Genomic DNA, 14,739 nt, shown 5'->3' with positions numbered 1-14,739 from the left:
CCGGCGCGCTGCCAATCGCTGCGGCTTGACGCGGGACTCGGGCAGGCAGATGATTCCAGCGGGCAGATTTCATGAAATCGTTGGGGGAATTTAAGGCAATGGCGAGCCGGGCGGACGCATCGCTGTGGCGCGAAACGGTGAAAGCGGGGGCTGTGCGCAGCGGCGCCATGGTCATCGCTCTCGCCCTTTTCGTGGCCACCGTGTTGATGGCGCTGGCGCTGGCGAGCTATTCGCCGGGCGACCCCGCGCTCAATACGGCGGCGGGCGACGGATTGCACAATCTGGCCGGCGCGCCGGGTGCGTGGTTCGCCGATATCGCGCTCACCATATTGGGTCCCGCGGTGGCGCTACTGCTTCCGATCGGGCCGATCGTCGCGCTGCGGCTGTGGCGGGATCAGCCAGCCGGCGAATGGGGGCGCATGCTTCGCAACGCCGCGCTTGGCGTATCGCTGATGGCCACTGCACTTGGCTGCGTCGCCAATGGCGCCGTGCCCGCATTGCCGTTCGGCTGGGGTGGCGCAATAGGGCTGGGTATCGTCGCCGCCGCCCGCTGGGTACTGTCCTTCATCGGCAATCCGGCGATCAGCTATTGGGCGGTGATCGCACTCGGCATCGTGGCAGGCGTCACCGGCGCGATCTTGTGGGGGCGTAGCATCGACATCGCCTTGCCGCGCGTCTGGCGCACACGGCGGGATCGCCCGGCGGCAATTGACGACGAGGAGGTGCCGCTCGAGTTGGTGCGCCGGCCAGTCGCCCCGCGTCCGGTGGCGCAACCCGATCCACGCCCCGGGCCCGTAATCAACGAGCGAGCGCTAGCACCATCGGTGGTCCGACCGAAGACGCGCCAGCAGCAGCTCGATCTACGCGATAATTACGTGCTCCCCTCGCTCGATCTGCTCACTCCCGCTCCGCCGTCGCAGAACAACGTGATCGATAAGGCGGCGCTGGAGCGCAACGCGCGGTTGCTCGAAACTGTGCTCGACGATTTCCATGTGCGCGGCGAGATCAAGGAAGTCCGTCCCGGCCCCGTCGTCACCATGTACGAGCTGGAGCCCGCTCCTGGCATCAAGGCGACGCGCGTCGTCAGCCTCGCGGACGATATCGCGCGCAACATGTCCGCGATCTCGGCGCGCGTCGCGACGATTCCCGGGCGCACCGTGATCGGCATCGAGCTACCCAATGCCAAGCGCGAAACGGTGTCGCTGCACGAGTTGGTCGGATCACAGTCGTTCGAGGATCAATCGGCCCAGCTTCCCGTGATTCTCGGCAAGAATATCGCGGGCGATCCGGTGATCGCGGATCTTGCGCCGATGCCGCATCTGCTCGTCGCGGGCACTACCGGGTCGGGTAAATCGGTCGGCCTCAACTGCATGATCCTGTCGCTGCTTTACCGGCTCACACCGGACCAGTGCCGTATGATCATGATTGATCCCAAGATGCTCGAATTGTCGATGTACGACGATATCCCGCACCTCCTCTCCCCGGTGGTCACCGATCCGGCGAAGGCGGTGCGCGCGCTCAAATGGGCGGTCGAGCAGATGGAGGATCGCTATCGGCAGATGTCCTCGCTTGGCGTCCGTTCACTCGGCAGCTTCAACGACAAGGTGCGCGCTGCCCGCGTCAAGGGCACCCCGCTCGGCCGGCGCGTGCAAACCGGGTTCGGCGAGAACGGCCAGCCGGTCTATGAGGAGGAACAGCTCGATTATCAGGTGCTTCCGCAGATCGTCGTGATCGTCGACGAGCTGGCCGATCTGATGATGACCGCCGGCAAGGAGGTCGAATTCCTCATCCAGCGGCTGGCGCAAAAGGCGCGCGCCGCCGGTATTCACCTGATCATGGCGACGCAGCGCCCGTCGGTCGACGTCATCACCGGCGTGATCAAGGCGAATTTGCCAACACGCATCTCGTTCCACGTCACCTCGAAGATCGATTCACGTACCATCCTGGGCGAACAGGGCGCGGAGCAGCTGCTGGGCAAGGGCGATATGCTCTATATGCCGGGTGGCAAGGGCATCGTCCGCGTCCACGGTCCGTTCGTTTCCGATGACGAAGTCCGGGCCGTCACCGATCACTGGCGCGCGCAGGGCGCGCCGGATTACATCACCTCGGTCACCGAGGAGCCCGAGCAGAGCTTCGATCTGGAAGGCGCGCCGACCGGCGAGGATTCAGCCGAGGATCAGCAATATCGCGCCGCGATCCAATTGGTGTGCGAGAGCCAGAAGGCATCCACCTCCTGGCTCCAGCGCCAGTTACGCATCGGCTACAACAGCGCCGCGCGGCTGATCGAACGAATGGAAAAAGACGGCATCGTAGGCCGCCCCGATCACGTCGGTCGCCGCGAAGTGCTTCGCGACGCCGACGGACATCCGATCTAAGTTATTATTTAAGAAAGATTTTCTTTGAAGAAAGCCGCCGTCCGCTCATCCGCGAGATCGGCGGCTTTTTCAGATCGGCGATCGCCCATCTCGGTCGCGAAGCCATGATCTTCGCCCGGATAATCGTGGATCGTGACGCGGGGCAGATCATCCAACCCCTCGTGCATTAGTTGCTGCGTCGCCTTGTCAACGAAACCGTCCTCGCCGGCAACGTGCAGCATCACCGGGCGCGCGATCGCGTGCTTCTCGCCGAGAAGCCCGTCGATACCCACACCGTAATAGCCCACGCTGGCATCGATATCGGTGCGGCACGCCGTCATGAAGGCGAGCCGGCCACCGAGGCAATATCCGACACAACCGATCTTGCCGCCATTGCCCAGCAGTTCGCGCGCCTTGCGGATCGTCGACTCGATGTCGCGGATGCCCGCGTCCTGATTGAACTTGCCGAACAGCTCGAGCCCGCGCTGCATTTCCGCCGGAACATCCGGATCGAGTTCGATCCCCGGCTCCATCCGCCAGAACAAATCGGGCGCAATCGCCAGATAGCCCTGCTCGGCCAACCGATCACACTTGCGGCGGATGCCCTTGTTCACGCCGAACACTTCCTGAATCACGACGATCGCCGCGCTCGGCGTTCCCGCCGGTCTGGCGACATAGGCGCCGAAGCCCCCATTGTGATCCAGCGTTTCGACGTTGATCATCTCACCCATCATTCAACTCCAATCACGTTCGTGGTTCAGCAGCCAGTTCTTGGTCGGAAGCCCGTCACCAGCGGAATAATGCCCCGCCCCGCCGATAATTCGGTGGCAAGGGATAACGATCGGAAACGGATTCCGACGACACGCCTGACCGAGCGCGCGCGGGCTCGATCCGATCGCGCGCGCGACCTCGCCATAGCTCGCGGTCTCGCCATAGCCCACCGCAGCGATCGCCGCGCGCAACACGCCACCGCGCGGCGTGGACGCGGGCGCGAGCAAAAGATCGAAATCGCGACGCTCCCCGGCGAAATAAGCTTCCAGTTGCTCCGCCGCCGCGCGCAGAGCATCCGCACTCGCCAGATGCGGCGCATCGTCGACGCCGATCGTGATCCCCGTCACGACCTCGCCCCCCTGGATCAGGACACGGCCGACGGGCGTTGCGAGAACAGTGGAATCGCGGGCATACATCTTGGCGGAACGCTATCGTGCGACGCCGCGCCGCTCAAGGAGTGCTTGGGAATGAAAGTGAATGTAGAGGTGGATTGCACCCCCGAGGAGGCGCGCCGGTTGATGGGGCTGCCCGATCTCACGCCGATCCACGAAGCCTATATTGCCAAGATGAAGGAAGCGATGGACGGAGGAATGCGACCGGAGATGTTCGAGAACATTGTGAAGAATTGGGCACCAATGGGCGAGGCTGGCCTTTCGTTCTGGCAGCGCCTGTTCGAGGCGGGGACCAAGCCCGGCGGGTGATGGATACAATCTTCGCCGTTTCGAGCGGCCAGCCGCCAGCGGCAATCGCGGTGCTGCGGATCAGCGGTTCGCAGACCCGCGCCGCGGTCGAGGCCCTGGCCGGCCCCCTCCCCACCCCACGCCGGGCAACATTACGACGGCTGCGCGACCGCGATGGCACGTTGCTTGATGACGCGCTGGTGCTCTGGTTCCCCGGCCCGCATAGTGCAAGCGGCGAAGATTTGGCCGAACTCCATCTCCACGGCGGCATCGCAACCGTCGCTGCAATGGAACACGCGCTCGCGTCATCCCCCGGATTGCGACGCGCGCGCGGTGGTGAGTTCACGCGGCGCGCGTTGGAAAACGGCCGGATCGATCTCGCGCAGGCGCAGGGGCTCGCCGATCTGCTCGAAGCCGAAACCGAGATGCAGCGGAGGGCTGCGATCGCCAGCGTCGACGGCGAGCTCAGTCGCGCCGTCGCACGTTGGCTAACGACGCTTGCCGCCATCGCCGCGCGGATCGAGGCGATGATCGATTTCAGCGACGAAGACGATGTCGAAGCAGCCGACGCCGCGATGCTCGATGCGGCCATCCGCGAATGGCTGGACGATCTCGACACTATTCTCGCGCGCCCGACCGTGGAGCGACTGCGTGAAGGGTACCGAATCGTACTCGCCGGATCACCAAACGCTGGGAAATCTTCTCTTTTCAATGCGATGATCGAGCGAGATGCGGCAATCGTAACGCCGATCGCGGGCACCACCCGCGATGTTCTCGAAACCCGTGTCGTCCGAAACGGTCAGTTGTTTACCATGGTGGATACCGCCGGCCTCGCAAGCACTACCTCCGACCCGGTTGAGCTGATCGGCATAGAACGTGCGCGTCGGGCAGCCGATACCGCCGATATCGTGTTATGGCTGGACGACGCCCCCGCTCCGATCGCATGGCCGAGTATCGCGCTTCATCCGCGTTGCGATTTGCCAGAACGGGCGCAAGCTCCACTCAATCGCATTGCGGTATCACGCGATGATCTCGGTAGCCTTGATCGACTTTGGAGCGCGATCGAGGAGCGTGTGGGCTCCGTACTTACCACCGGCGGCGCATCATTACGTGAGCAGCAGCGGGCGGTCGTCATCGCGGCGCGCGATTCGGTTGCAGGCGACGGCCTTGCGATTGATCTCTTGGTACGCGCCGAGGGAGTGCGCTATGCGATGCGACAATTGGCGAGCATCGTTGGCGCGGACGCGACCGAAACAATGCTCGACGCGCTATTCGCGCGCTTCTGCATCGGGAAGTGATGTTTCACGTGGAACAAGACTATGACGTGATCGTGATCGGTGGCGGCCACGCCGGCACCGAAGCCGCTGGCGCCGCTGCGAGGCGCGGTGCGCGCGCGGCACTCATCTCACATCGACGCGATCGTATCGGCGTAATGTCGTGCAATCCGTCGATTGGCGGCCTTGGCAAGGGCCATCTTGTACGTGAGATTGACGCGCTCGACGGCCTGATGGCACGCGCCGCGGACGCAGCTGCGATCCACCATCGGATGCTTAATCGGAGCAAGGGACTCGCGGTACAAGGCCCGCGTATCCAGGCAGATCGGGTGCTATATGCTCGCTCGATCCAATCCCAACTGGCGCATCAGCAGAATCTCTCGATCATCGAGGGCGAAGTCGCTGCACTCATCATAGACGCGGGCGCAGTCGCGGGCATCGTCCTCACCGACGGCGGTGAGATTCGCGGACGTTCGGTCGTTATCGCGACCGGAACGTTTCTCGGTGGCCGAATCTTTCGCGGGGACGAGCAAGAGGAGGGCGGACGGATCGGCGAGGCTGGTGCAACAAAGCTTGCCCAGCAACTCCGCGCGCTGGAGCTTCCCGTCCGCCGGCTGAAGACCGGTACGCCCCCGCGTCTCGACGGCCGGACGATCGATTGGGCGCAACTCGTACCGCAACCGTCCGATGTCGACGAATGGACGATGTCGCCGATGACACGCGATCGCGCCCTCCCTCAACTGGCCTGCGCAATCTCGCGGACAACCGAGCAGACGCATACGATCATCCGTGAGAACCTGCACCGCTCGCCGCTCCACACCGGCGCGATCGAGGCCGGAGGCCCACGTTATTGCCCATCGATTGAAGACAAGATTCGCCGCTTCGGCGATCGTGACGGGCATCAGGTGTTCCTCGAACCCGAGGGGTTGGACGACGCACTGGTCTATCCCAACGGCATCTCCACCTCGCTGCCGACCGACGTTCAGATCGCGCTGGTCCGGTCAATCCCCGGCCTCACCGATACGACGATCGTCACCCCCGGTTATGCGGTTGAATATGATCATGTCGATCCGCGCGCGCTTGATCATCGGCTGGCGCTAGGCGCAATGCCGGGCCTGTTTCTCGCTGGACAGATCAACGGCACCACCGGCTATGAAGAAGCCGCGGCGCAAGGCCTAGTCGCGGGCGCGAATGCAGCGGCCCACGCGCGGGAACTAGCTCCGTTGTTGCTCGACCGCGCGACCAGCTACCTCGCGGTGATGATCGATGATCTGGTGCTTCAAGGTGTAACCGAACCTTATCGGATGCTGACCGCCCGCGCGGAATATCGGCTCGCGTTACGCGCAGACAATGCGGAGACGCGGCTATCGGCGATCGCCGAAGCGCACGGACTGCTAAGCGCGCCGCGCAAAGCCCATGTCGCCGCCAGAGCCGAACAGCGCGAGGCAATCGCGCGCGGTGAGCAAGAGGGAATCGACCTCGATCTGCTGCGCGAAGCCGAAGAGGATGCGCGCTATGCCCCCTATCTCCAAAGGCAGGCCGATGAGATCGCGCGAATGCGCCGCGACGCAACCATCGCCATTCCGCGCGGCGACGCGCTCTCCAACGTCAACGGACTTTCGAACGAAATGCGCGAACGGCTCCAGACCGCCAATCCCCAGACACTCGACGAAGCGTCACGGGTACGCGGTGTAACCCCCGCCGCGCTTACCGCGCTGTGGCTCTACGCCAAGGCCAACGCATGACCGAGGCTGACGCAAAGGCGTGGATCGAGCAGCGCTTCGGCCCGGACGCCACCGCCAGAATAGCGCGCTTCGCCGAACAGGTGATCCGCGAAAGCGAGCTTCAGAATCTCGTCGCCCGATCGACGCTCGAGACGATCTGGTCACGCCATCTGCTCGATTCCGCCCAACTCATTCCGCTCGCCGGCTCGATCGATACCGAGACCCGCTGGCTCGATGTCGGTTCAGGAGCAGGCTTCCCCGGTGTGATCGTGGCATTGCTGACCGGCGCCCGGGTGACGCTGGTCGAGCCGCGTCGTCGTCGCGCGGAGTTTCTCATGGAAGCGCTCGCTGACGCACCAAATGCCGTCGTCCTAACCGCGAAGGTAGAGGCGATATCGGTCGAGCCGCAACAGATCGTCACCGCCCGCGCCGTCGCGACAGTGTTCGATCTGCTCCGTGCCACCCGACACGTCACCGACATATCCACACGTTACATCCTCCCGCGCGGCCGTTCGGTCCATGTAGAGCTTGAAAGCGCGCGCCAGGGCTGGCACGGATTGTTCCACGTGGAACCAAGTATCACCGACGCGGAATCGGGGATTCTCATCGCAGAAAAGGTTCGCATCCGATGATCTGTATCGCGGTGGCCAACCAAAAGGGCGGCGTTGGCAAGACTACCAGCGCAATCAACCTAGCGACCGCGCTCGCGGCGACCGGGAAGCGCGTGCTGCTGATCGATCTCGATCCACAGGGCAACGCCTCTACCGGGCTGGGGATCGATCACGGGTTGCGCACGGTATCGAGCTATCATGTCCTCGTCGACGGCACGCCGATCGAAAATGGCGTCGTTGCCAGCGGCATCCCCCGGCTGGAGATTTTGCCGGCAACGGTCGATCTTTCCGGCGCGGAGATCGAGCTGGTCGAGCTTGAGGCACGCACGCACCGGCTGCTTCGCGCGATCGAGAGTTGTGCGCCGCGCTGGGATATCGTGCTGATCGATTGCCCGCCCTCGCTAGGGCTGCTGACGATCAACGCGATGGTGGCCGCCGATTCGCTGCTCGTGCCGCTGCAATGCGAATTTTTCGCGCTGGAGGGATTGAGCCAGTTGCTCAGCACGGTCGAGCGGATTCGCGCGCGCTTCAATCCGTCGCTATCGATCATGGGCGTCGCGCTGACGATGTACGATCGCCGCAACCGGCTGACCGAACAGGTCGCAACGGATGTCCGCGCCGTGCTGGGTCGCGTGGTGTTCGAGACGGTCATCCCGCGCAACGTGCGACTTTCCGAAGCACCAAGCCACGGGCTGCCGGCGTTGATCTATGACCATCGTTGCAGCGGATCAGAGGCCTATATCGCACTGGCCCGGGAATTGATCGCGCGGCTTCCCCGCATGAAAGAGGCTGCCGCATGACCGATCGTCGCCCCCGCCCCGGCCTTGGTCGTGGGCTGAACGCCTTGCTCGGCGATTTCGCCCGCGACGAGGCGGAAACCGCGAGCGAGGGGCATTCGGCCACCGGCGTGCGGATGATCCCGATCAGTTCGATCGCCCCGCACCCGGGCCAGCCGCGTCGCCACTTCGACGACGACGCGCTCACCGAGCTGGCCGCCTCGATCGCTGAACGCGGGGTGATCCAGCCGATCATCGTCCGTCCGCACGGCCATGATTACCAGATCGTCGCGGGCGAGCGCCGCTGGCGCGCGGCCCAACGCGCGCGGCTGCACGAAGTGCCGGTTGTCGTCCGTGATTATAGCGACAGCGATACGTTGCAGATCGCGTTGCTGGAGAATATCCAGCGGCAAGACCTCAACGCGATCGAAGAAGCCGAGGCCTATAAGCGGCTCGCAGAGGAATTCGGCCATACTCAGGAAGCGCTGGCGAAGATCGTCCATAAATCGCGCAGCCATATCGCCAACTTACTGAGATTATTAGATCTTCCGCAAGAAGTTCAAACGCTTGTGGTCGACGGCAAGCTCTCTATGGGCCATGCCCGTGCGCTGATTGGCGCGCCCGATCCGGGAGCGCTCGCACAGGAAGTGATCGAGAAGGGCCTGTCGGTCCGCCAGACCGAGCGCCTGTCGAGCGCCGCCAAGCCCGATGCGCAACGCGGCTCGCGCGGTGCGCCGGCCTATCGTCAGGATTCCTCGGACGCCGATATCATGGCGCTTCAGCGGCAATTGTCCGATCTGCTCGGCCTCAACGTGCGTATCGCGCACAGCGAGCGCGGGGGATCGATCACGCTGGATTATTCGACGCTCGATCAGCTCGATATGGTGTGCCAGCGGCTGAGCGGCGAGCGCATCTGATCGCCAGGTGCTTCGGTGGTTCGAGCAGAGCGACGCGGCTTGCTCAGCGACGGGCTGACCTAACGCGATTTCAAGGCAGGTGAAATCACCTGCCGGCTCGTAAAGCACGGCGAACAAAGGAAAATTGAGCGACGATCCGACCCAACCGGATCGAAAACAGCGCTAGCGCCGATCCTGCCGACGCACGCGCTCAGCCATGCCGAGCATCGCCTGGTCGGCTAGCACCGTCCCCGCCGTCCCGCTCGCCACCAGCGAACGTTCGATGCGCCGAACCCGCCGCTGCGCCTCGACCAGCGCCTCCGGCGTCCAGCGCCGCAGCGCGGCCGCGGTGGCCGCTTCCTCGCGGAAAAACACGCGATGCCGCTTGATGACCGAGGCGATATCGCCGCCCGCCGCCACGTCGGCGCGCATCTCCGCCAACGCGCCAAGCCGGCGCGCAAGTTGCCGCAGCCATGGAATCGGCGATCCGTTCGCCTCGTTCATCCGCCGCAACGCCGCGCCCAGCTCCGCGGTACGTCCGGCGACCACGCCCTCGACGATCTCGGACATTTCCGCTTCGCCCAGATCCGCGCCAACCGCATCGAGCGCCGCGTCGTCGAGCTGTTGCGGACGATCCGGCCCCGCATCGAGATAGAGCGCCAGCTTCTCCAGCTCACGCGCCATCACCGCGCGATCGCCGCCTGCCGCCTGCACCAGCCGCCGCGCCACGCCGCCGACCATGCGCAGCCCATGTTCGCGCGCGAGTTGCGCCGCCAGGGCGTCGGCCCCTTCCCCCACCGGGGCATAGCAAGCCGTCGCCAGCGCGGTGTCCGCCTCGAGCGCACGCTTTACCAGCCGGCTGGTTGCCTTGAGCGAGGGCGCGACCATCACAACGGGGTTTCCCGCGCGCTCGGCGCTCAGCAACGCTTCCACAGCCGCGGTTGATTCATCACCCGCGCCGGTCACGCGGATATAGCGTGCCCCGCCGAACAGCGAGAGCGACGCCGCCTCGTCCGCCAGTCGTGCCGAATCGGCCTTCAGTGCGGCGCCGTCGAAATCGACCCGCTCCGCCTCCGGCCCCATCGCGCGCCCAAGCCGCGCGGCCAACGCCATCGCCCCGGATTCGTCAGGGCCGTAAAGCAGATAAAGCCGGATATCCGCCGGGGGCCGATCGAGCGCTGCCTTTATCCGCGTCTCGCTCGCCTTCATTTCCGCGCCGACTCGTTCCTCGCATAAAGCGCGACGCGCGCGACGATCTGGTCGGCGACGATATCGCTCAACCGCTCCAGCGCGGTGCTTTCGGCGGCGATCGTGGCATATTCGGAGGTGACGACATCGATGCCGGCATCCGATCCGGCCGTCGCATCGAGCACCACCGTGCCCGTATCGAGCGCCACGAGCTGATAGCGCGCGCGCAACGTCCGCCGCTCGCGCGTGACGCTATTGTCGCTGCGCACCGCGAGGCCGATGATCTTGTCGTCAAGCTTCACGTCGAGCCGATAGCGCGCGGTCTGCCGGCCGCCTTCGCCGAAACGGTCGCGCAACGCATTGGCGACCAGCCAGCCCGATTTGCCCTCAATCGGCGCCACCTCTACCTGGCCCAGCGCCTGCGCCACCGGTCCCGCTCCGCCTGCCGTATAGAGCGGCTGAAGCCCGCATCCGCCAAGCGGAAGCGCCAGCGCGAGCAAGGCGGCGAAGCGCTTCATGCGACGATATTCACCAATCGGTCCGGCACGACGATCACCTTCTTCGGTGGCTTGCCCTCAAGGATACGGATCACCTTGTCGCTGGCAAGCGCCGCGGCCTCGATCGCGTCCTTCGCCTGCCCCTTGGCCAACGTCAGCGTATCACGCAGCTTGCCGTTGACCTGAATCGCGATCGTCACCTCGTCATCAACCAACAGCGCCGGATCGACCACCGGCCATGCCGCATCGGCGATCAGCCCCTCACGCCCCGCCGCCTGCCATGCCTCTTCCGCGAGGTGCGGTGCCATCGGCGCGACCAGCAGCATCAGCGTCTCGATCGCGGTGTTGCGCGAGGCGGAAGGGCCCGCCTTTTCGATCGCATTGGCGAGTTCGTAGAGCTTCGCGACCGCCTTGTTGAACGACAAGGCCTCGATATCGGTGGCGATGCCGGCAATCGTCTGGTGGAGCTTGCGATCGAGCGCGGCATCTGCGCCATCGCCCGTCCCCGGCGCATCAAACAAACGCCACAGCCGCTGGACGAAGCGCCACGCGCCCTCGATCCCGGATTCGCTCCACGGCAGATCGCGCTCGGGCGGCGAATCCGACAGCATGAACCAGCGCACCGCATCCGCGCCGTACTGATCGACGATGCCAGTCGGATCGACGGTGTTCTTCTTCGATTTCGACATCTTCTCGATGCGACCGAGCGTGATCGGCGCGCCGGAAGAAATCTCGATGCCATCGCGCACCTCATCCGGCGCCAGCCAGCGGCCATCGGCGGATTTATACGTTTCGTGCGTCACCATGCCTTGCGTGAACAGGCCGGTGAAAGGCTCGGTCACGCCAAGCATCCCGACATGATTGAGCGCGCGCGTCCAGAAACGCGCATAGAGCAGGTGGAGGATCGCATGCTCGACCCCGCCGATATATTGCCCGACCGGAAGCCAGCTTTCAGCCACCGCCCGATCGAACGGCCTGTCCTTCGGCTGGCTGGCGAAGCGGATGAAATACCACGACGAATCCGCGAAAGTATCGAGCGTGTCCGTTTCACGCGTCGCATCGGCACCACATTTCGGGCACGCGACATGCTTCCAGGTCGGATGGCGATCTAGCGGGTTGCCGGGGATCGCGAAGCTCACGTCCTCGGGCAGTACCACGGGCAACTGATCCGCCGGCACCGGCACCACGCCGCATGCGGCGCAATGGATGATCGGGATCGGCGTGCCCCAGTAACGCTGGCGGCTCACGCCCCAATCGCGCAGGCGATAGACGGTGGAGCCCCTGCCCCAGCCGCCAGCCTCGGCCCGCGTGATCACCTCGCGCTTGGCATCCTCGATGTCCATGCCGTCGAGGAAGTGCGAATTCACCAGCGTCCCCGGCCCGTTATAGGCCTCGTCCTCGTGGAACTCAGGCGCGTCCTTCGTGCCGTCGGAGACGACGCGACGGATCGGCAGGTGATATTTGGTGGCAAATTCGAAATCGCGCTGATCGTGCGCGGGCACGCCGAACACCGCGCCGACGCCATAATCCATCAGCACGAAATTGGCGATATACACCGGCAATTGCCACGCCGGATCAAAGGGATGGGTCGCGGTCAGCCCGGTATCGAAACCCAGCTTTTCCTGCGTTTCCAGCTCGGCGGCGGTGGTACCGCCCTGCTTGCAGCGCTCGACGAACGCTGCGGCCTCCGCATTCCCCGCCGCAATCGCCTGCGCGATCGGATGATCCGCCGCCACCGCGACGAAGCTTGCGCCGAAGATCGTATCCGGCCGGGTGGTGAACACCTCGACCTGATCCTGCCCGGCATCGCCGGAAAGCGCGAAACGGAAGGTCAGCCCCTGACTCTTGCCGATCCAGTTTTCCTGCATCAGCCGGACCTTCTCCGGCCAATGCTCCAGCGCCTTGAGCCCCAGGAGCAGATCGTCCGCGAAATCGGTGATCTTCAGAAACCACTGGCTGAGCTTACGCTTCTCGACCAGCGCGCCCGAACGCCAGCCGCGCCCGTCGATCACCTGCTCGTTGGCGAGCACGGTCATGTCGACCGGATCCCAATTGACCGCGCTTTCCTTGCGGTAAATCAGGCCGTGTTCGAGGAACTTGAGGAACAGCGCCTGTTCGTGGCCGTAATATTCCGGCTCACAGGTGGCGAATTCGCGCGTCCAGTCCAGCGCGAAGCCCAGCCGCTTCAGCTGCGCTTTCATCGTCGCGATATTGTCGCGCGTCCAGCCACCGGGGTGAACGCCCTTCTCCATCGCGGCGTTTTCCGCCGGCATGCCGAACGCATCCCACCCCATCGGGTGAAGCACTTCCATGCCGCGCATACGGCGGAAGCGCGCCAGCACGTCGCCCATCGTATAATTACGGACATGCCCCATGTGGATGCGCCCCGATGGATAGGGGAACATCTCCAGCACATAGCTTTTCGGACGGGGGCTGTCGTCGCGGGCGGCGAAGGTGGCGTGGTCGTCCCACACCTTCTGCCAGTGGGCGTCAGCCTTCAGCGCATTGAAACGGGTGTTGCTCATTCGCTCTTATCGGTCGGGCGGAACGCGGGGATCACCCGCGTGTCAGCCGGTGATCGAAGCGCGGCGCAGATCGCGCGCGCGGGTCAGGATAATGTCTTCCAGCTTCTGCGTGGTGGAGGCGGCGACGGGGGCGGAAACCCACTGTCCGCCACGATTCACCTCACGCAGCGCGGCGACGCGCAGCGCGTCCGCGCGCAGATCCTGATCGAGGATCGAAACCGTCACCTTCATCCGCTCGTTCGGCATCTGCGGATTGACGTACCAGTCGGTCACCACGACGCCGCCGTTCGAATCCGTTTGGAGCAACGGCATGAACGACAAGGTATCGAGCGTCGCACGCCACAGATAGGAATTGACACCGATCGTGGTGATCTTCGACGCAGCCAGATCGGCCTCGGGGCGCGCGCGATGATGCCCGCACGCTGTGAGGGCAAGGGCAGCGCCAACGGCTAGCGCGAGACGCAACGGGCGGAACATCGGCATCGTCCTGAAAGCGAGGGAAACAGCAGTCGCAACCTCTACAGACGCACCCCGCCCCCCGCAAGCGGGCGGGTATGTGGGTCTGATGCAACACTTAGTAATAAAGCGACTCTAAAGATGGTGCGTCACGATCGAATCATGTTAGGCCGATTCCCGATCCACATTCGGATTTTGGAGAAACTCGTGGTCGTTGGACGCGCGATTGCTGGCGGAATGATCGTGGCGCTTGTCGCCGCGGCAACCGTCATCGCGCCTGCGATCGGGGCCACCGAATTGGGTCAACGCACGGCGAAGAAAGCCGTTGCCGCCGCTGCAAGCGCCCGGTTTTCCGGCAGTTTCACGCCATCCGCCGCCGATCCACGGCTCGCTGCGGTCTTTGCGCGTGGCGGGCTCGATGGCGCCGATGTCGGAGAATTCCGCTTCACCCCCGCCGAAACCCGTCAGGGGAATCGCGCGGTCACCGTCGCGGTTCGCGCCCGTTCGACTCGCTCGGGTGACGGAACGACTCGCTTCGCCGCAAATGCGCCCACCGTGGGAATCGCGCCGATCGCCTATAATCTCGGCGCGGCGATCGGCTGGCAGCGCTTCGCCGTCACGGGCGATGTCTCCCGCATCGATGTCGGGCCGCAGCCGGGTAGCCGCGAATCGACCGATGTTGCGGTCAGCTATTCGCTCAATCGCTTCACTGGTCGTGTAAAGGCCACCAGCGATCGCCCGCTGCCGATCGCACCCAAGGCGATCGACAACAATTCGAGCTATGCGATCGACGTGGGCGGTTCCTATTCGCTGACCCGCAACATCGATCTCACCGCCGGCGTTCGTTACAAGAGCGAGCGTGAGCGGCTGGCCCAGTTCGCCGACGATCGTCGCGACAGCCAGGCGGTCTATGTGGGCACCGCCTTCCGCTTCTAACGCTCCGGCGTTTTTCCCAGTAGCTTAAACCTGAGCGGTGACGTTGGATTC

14 protein-coding genes are annotated in these 14,739 nt (G+C 64.5%); 8 read left to right on the top strand and 6 right to left on the bottom strand.

Going from position 1 to position 14,739, the window contains the following annotated elements; genetic code table 11:
* The first annotated feature begins 98 nt into the window (after positions 1-98).
* A complete protein-coding gene (locus tag P0Y64_06990; protein ID WEK44998.1) occupies positions 99-2,375 on the top strand; it encodes a DNA translocase FtsK 4TM domain-containing protein in 2,277 nt (758 codons plus the stop codon).
* 8 nt (positions 2,376-2,383) lie between these two features.
* Here the strand turns inward: P0Y64_06990 and P0Y64_06985 are convergent, their stop codons facing one another.
* Positions 2,384-3,085, bottom strand: a complete 702-nt coding sequence (locus P0Y64_06985) for a dienelactone hydrolase family protein (GenBank protein WEK44527.1) — start codon at positions 3,083-3,085, stop codon at positions 2,384-2,386.
* Between the two features lie 3 nt (positions 3,086-3,088).
* On the bottom strand, positions 3,089-3,541 hold the full coding sequence (locus P0Y64_06980; GenBank protein ID WEK44526.1) for a methylated-DNA--[protein]-cysteine S-methyltransferase: 453 nt from the start codon (positions 3,539-3,541) through the stop codon (positions 3,089-3,091).
* Between the two features lie 51 nt (positions 3,542-3,592).
* Between P0Y64_06980 and P0Y64_06975 the strand changes: the two genes are divergently transcribed.
* From P0Y64_06975 to P0Y64_06950, 6 genes are read left to right on the top strand one after another with little or no spacing between them, the layout of a single operon-like run.
* Entirely contained in the window at positions 3,593-3,826 is a 234-nt protein-coding gene (locus P0Y64_06975) for a DUF6489 family protein (GenBank protein WEK44525.1), read from the top strand.
* Positions 3,826-5,103, top strand: coding sequence for a tRNA uridine-5-carboxymethylaminomethyl(34) synthesis GTPase MnmE (mnmE, locus tag P0Y64_06970; GenBank protein WEK44524.1), 1,278 nt, complete (start codon positions 3,826-3,828; stop codon positions 5,101-5,103). Before P0Y64_06975 ends, mnmE begins: the two co-directional genes overlap by 1 nt.
* A complete protein-coding gene (mnmG, locus tag P0Y64_06965; GenBank protein ID WEK44523.1) occupies positions 5,103-6,824 on the top strand; it encodes a tRNA uridine-5-carboxymethylaminomethyl(34) synthesis enzyme MnmG in 1,722 nt (573 codons plus the stop codon). Before mnmE ends, mnmG begins: the two co-directional genes overlap by 1 nt.
* A complete protein-coding gene (locus P0Y64_06960) occupies positions 6,821-7,435 on the top strand; it encodes a class I SAM-dependent methyltransferase (protein WEK44522.1) in 615 nt (204 codons plus the stop codon). The genes mnmG and P0Y64_06960 overlap by 4 nt, the downstream gene beginning before the upstream one ends.
* Positions 7,432-8,214 carry an AAA family ATPase gene (locus tag P0Y64_06955; GenBank protein WEK44521.1) on the top strand — a complete coding sequence of 261 codons (783 nt, stop codon included), beginning with the start codon at positions 7,432-7,434 and terminating at the stop codon, positions 8,212-8,214. The genes P0Y64_06960 and P0Y64_06955 overlap by 4 nt, the downstream gene beginning before the upstream one ends.
* Entirely contained in the window at positions 8,211-9,107 is an 897-nt protein-coding gene (locus P0Y64_06950) for a ParB/RepB/Spo0J family partition protein (GenBank protein WEK44520.1), read from the top strand. The genes P0Y64_06955 and P0Y64_06950 overlap by 4 nt, the downstream gene beginning before the upstream one ends.
* Before the next feature lie 162 nt (positions 9,108-9,269).
* On the opposite strand, the gene P0Y64_06945 is transcribed toward P0Y64_06950, so the two are convergent.
* From P0Y64_06945 to P0Y64_06930, 4 genes are read right to left on the bottom strand one after another with little or no spacing between them, the layout of a single operon-like run.
* Positions 9,270-10,295, bottom strand: a complete 1,026-nt coding sequence (locus P0Y64_06945) for a DNA polymerase III subunit delta (protein WEK44519.1) — start codon at positions 10,293-10,295, stop codon at positions 9,270-9,272.
* Positions 10,292-10,792 carry an LPS assembly lipoprotein LptE gene (gene lptE, locus P0Y64_06940; GenBank protein WEK44518.1) on the bottom strand — a complete coding sequence of 167 codons (501 nt, stop codon included), beginning with the start codon at positions 10,790-10,792 and terminating at the stop codon, positions 10,292-10,294. The genes P0Y64_06945 and lptE overlap by 4 nt, the downstream gene beginning before the upstream one ends.
* The gene (gene leuS, locus P0Y64_06935) at positions 10,789-13,296 is read right to left on the bottom strand and encodes a leucine--tRNA ligase (protein WEK44517.1); all 2,508 of its coding nucleotides are present in this window, start codon (positions 13,294-13,296) and stop codon (positions 10,789-10,791) included. Before leuS ends, lptE begins: the two co-directional genes overlap by 4 nt.
* A gap of 42 nt (positions 13,297-13,338) precedes the next feature.
* Complete coding sequence (locus tag P0Y64_06930) at positions 13,339-13,773, bottom strand: DUF3576 domain-containing protein (GenBank protein WEK44516.1); 435 nt, start codon at positions 13,771-13,773, stop codon at positions 13,339-13,341.
* Positions 13,774-13,989: 216 nt separating this feature from the next.
* Between P0Y64_06930 and P0Y64_06925 the strand changes: the two genes are divergently transcribed.
* Positions 13,990-14,688 carry a hypothetical protein gene (locus P0Y64_06925; GenBank protein WEK44515.1) on the top strand — a complete coding sequence of 233 codons (699 nt, stop codon included), beginning with the start codon at positions 13,990-13,992 and terminating at the stop codon, positions 14,686-14,688.
* Positions 14,689-14,739 lie beyond the last annotated feature (51 nt).

The sequence above is a fragment of the Candidatus Sphingomonas colombiensis genome, assembly GCA_029202845.1.
GTDB classification, from domain to species: domain Bacteria; phylum Pseudomonadota; class Alphaproteobacteria; order Sphingomonadales; family Sphingomonadaceae; genus Sphingomonas; species Sphingomonas colombiensis.
Note: the sequence above shows the minus strand (reverse complement) of the source record. Positions and strands in the feature narration are given on the sequence as shown.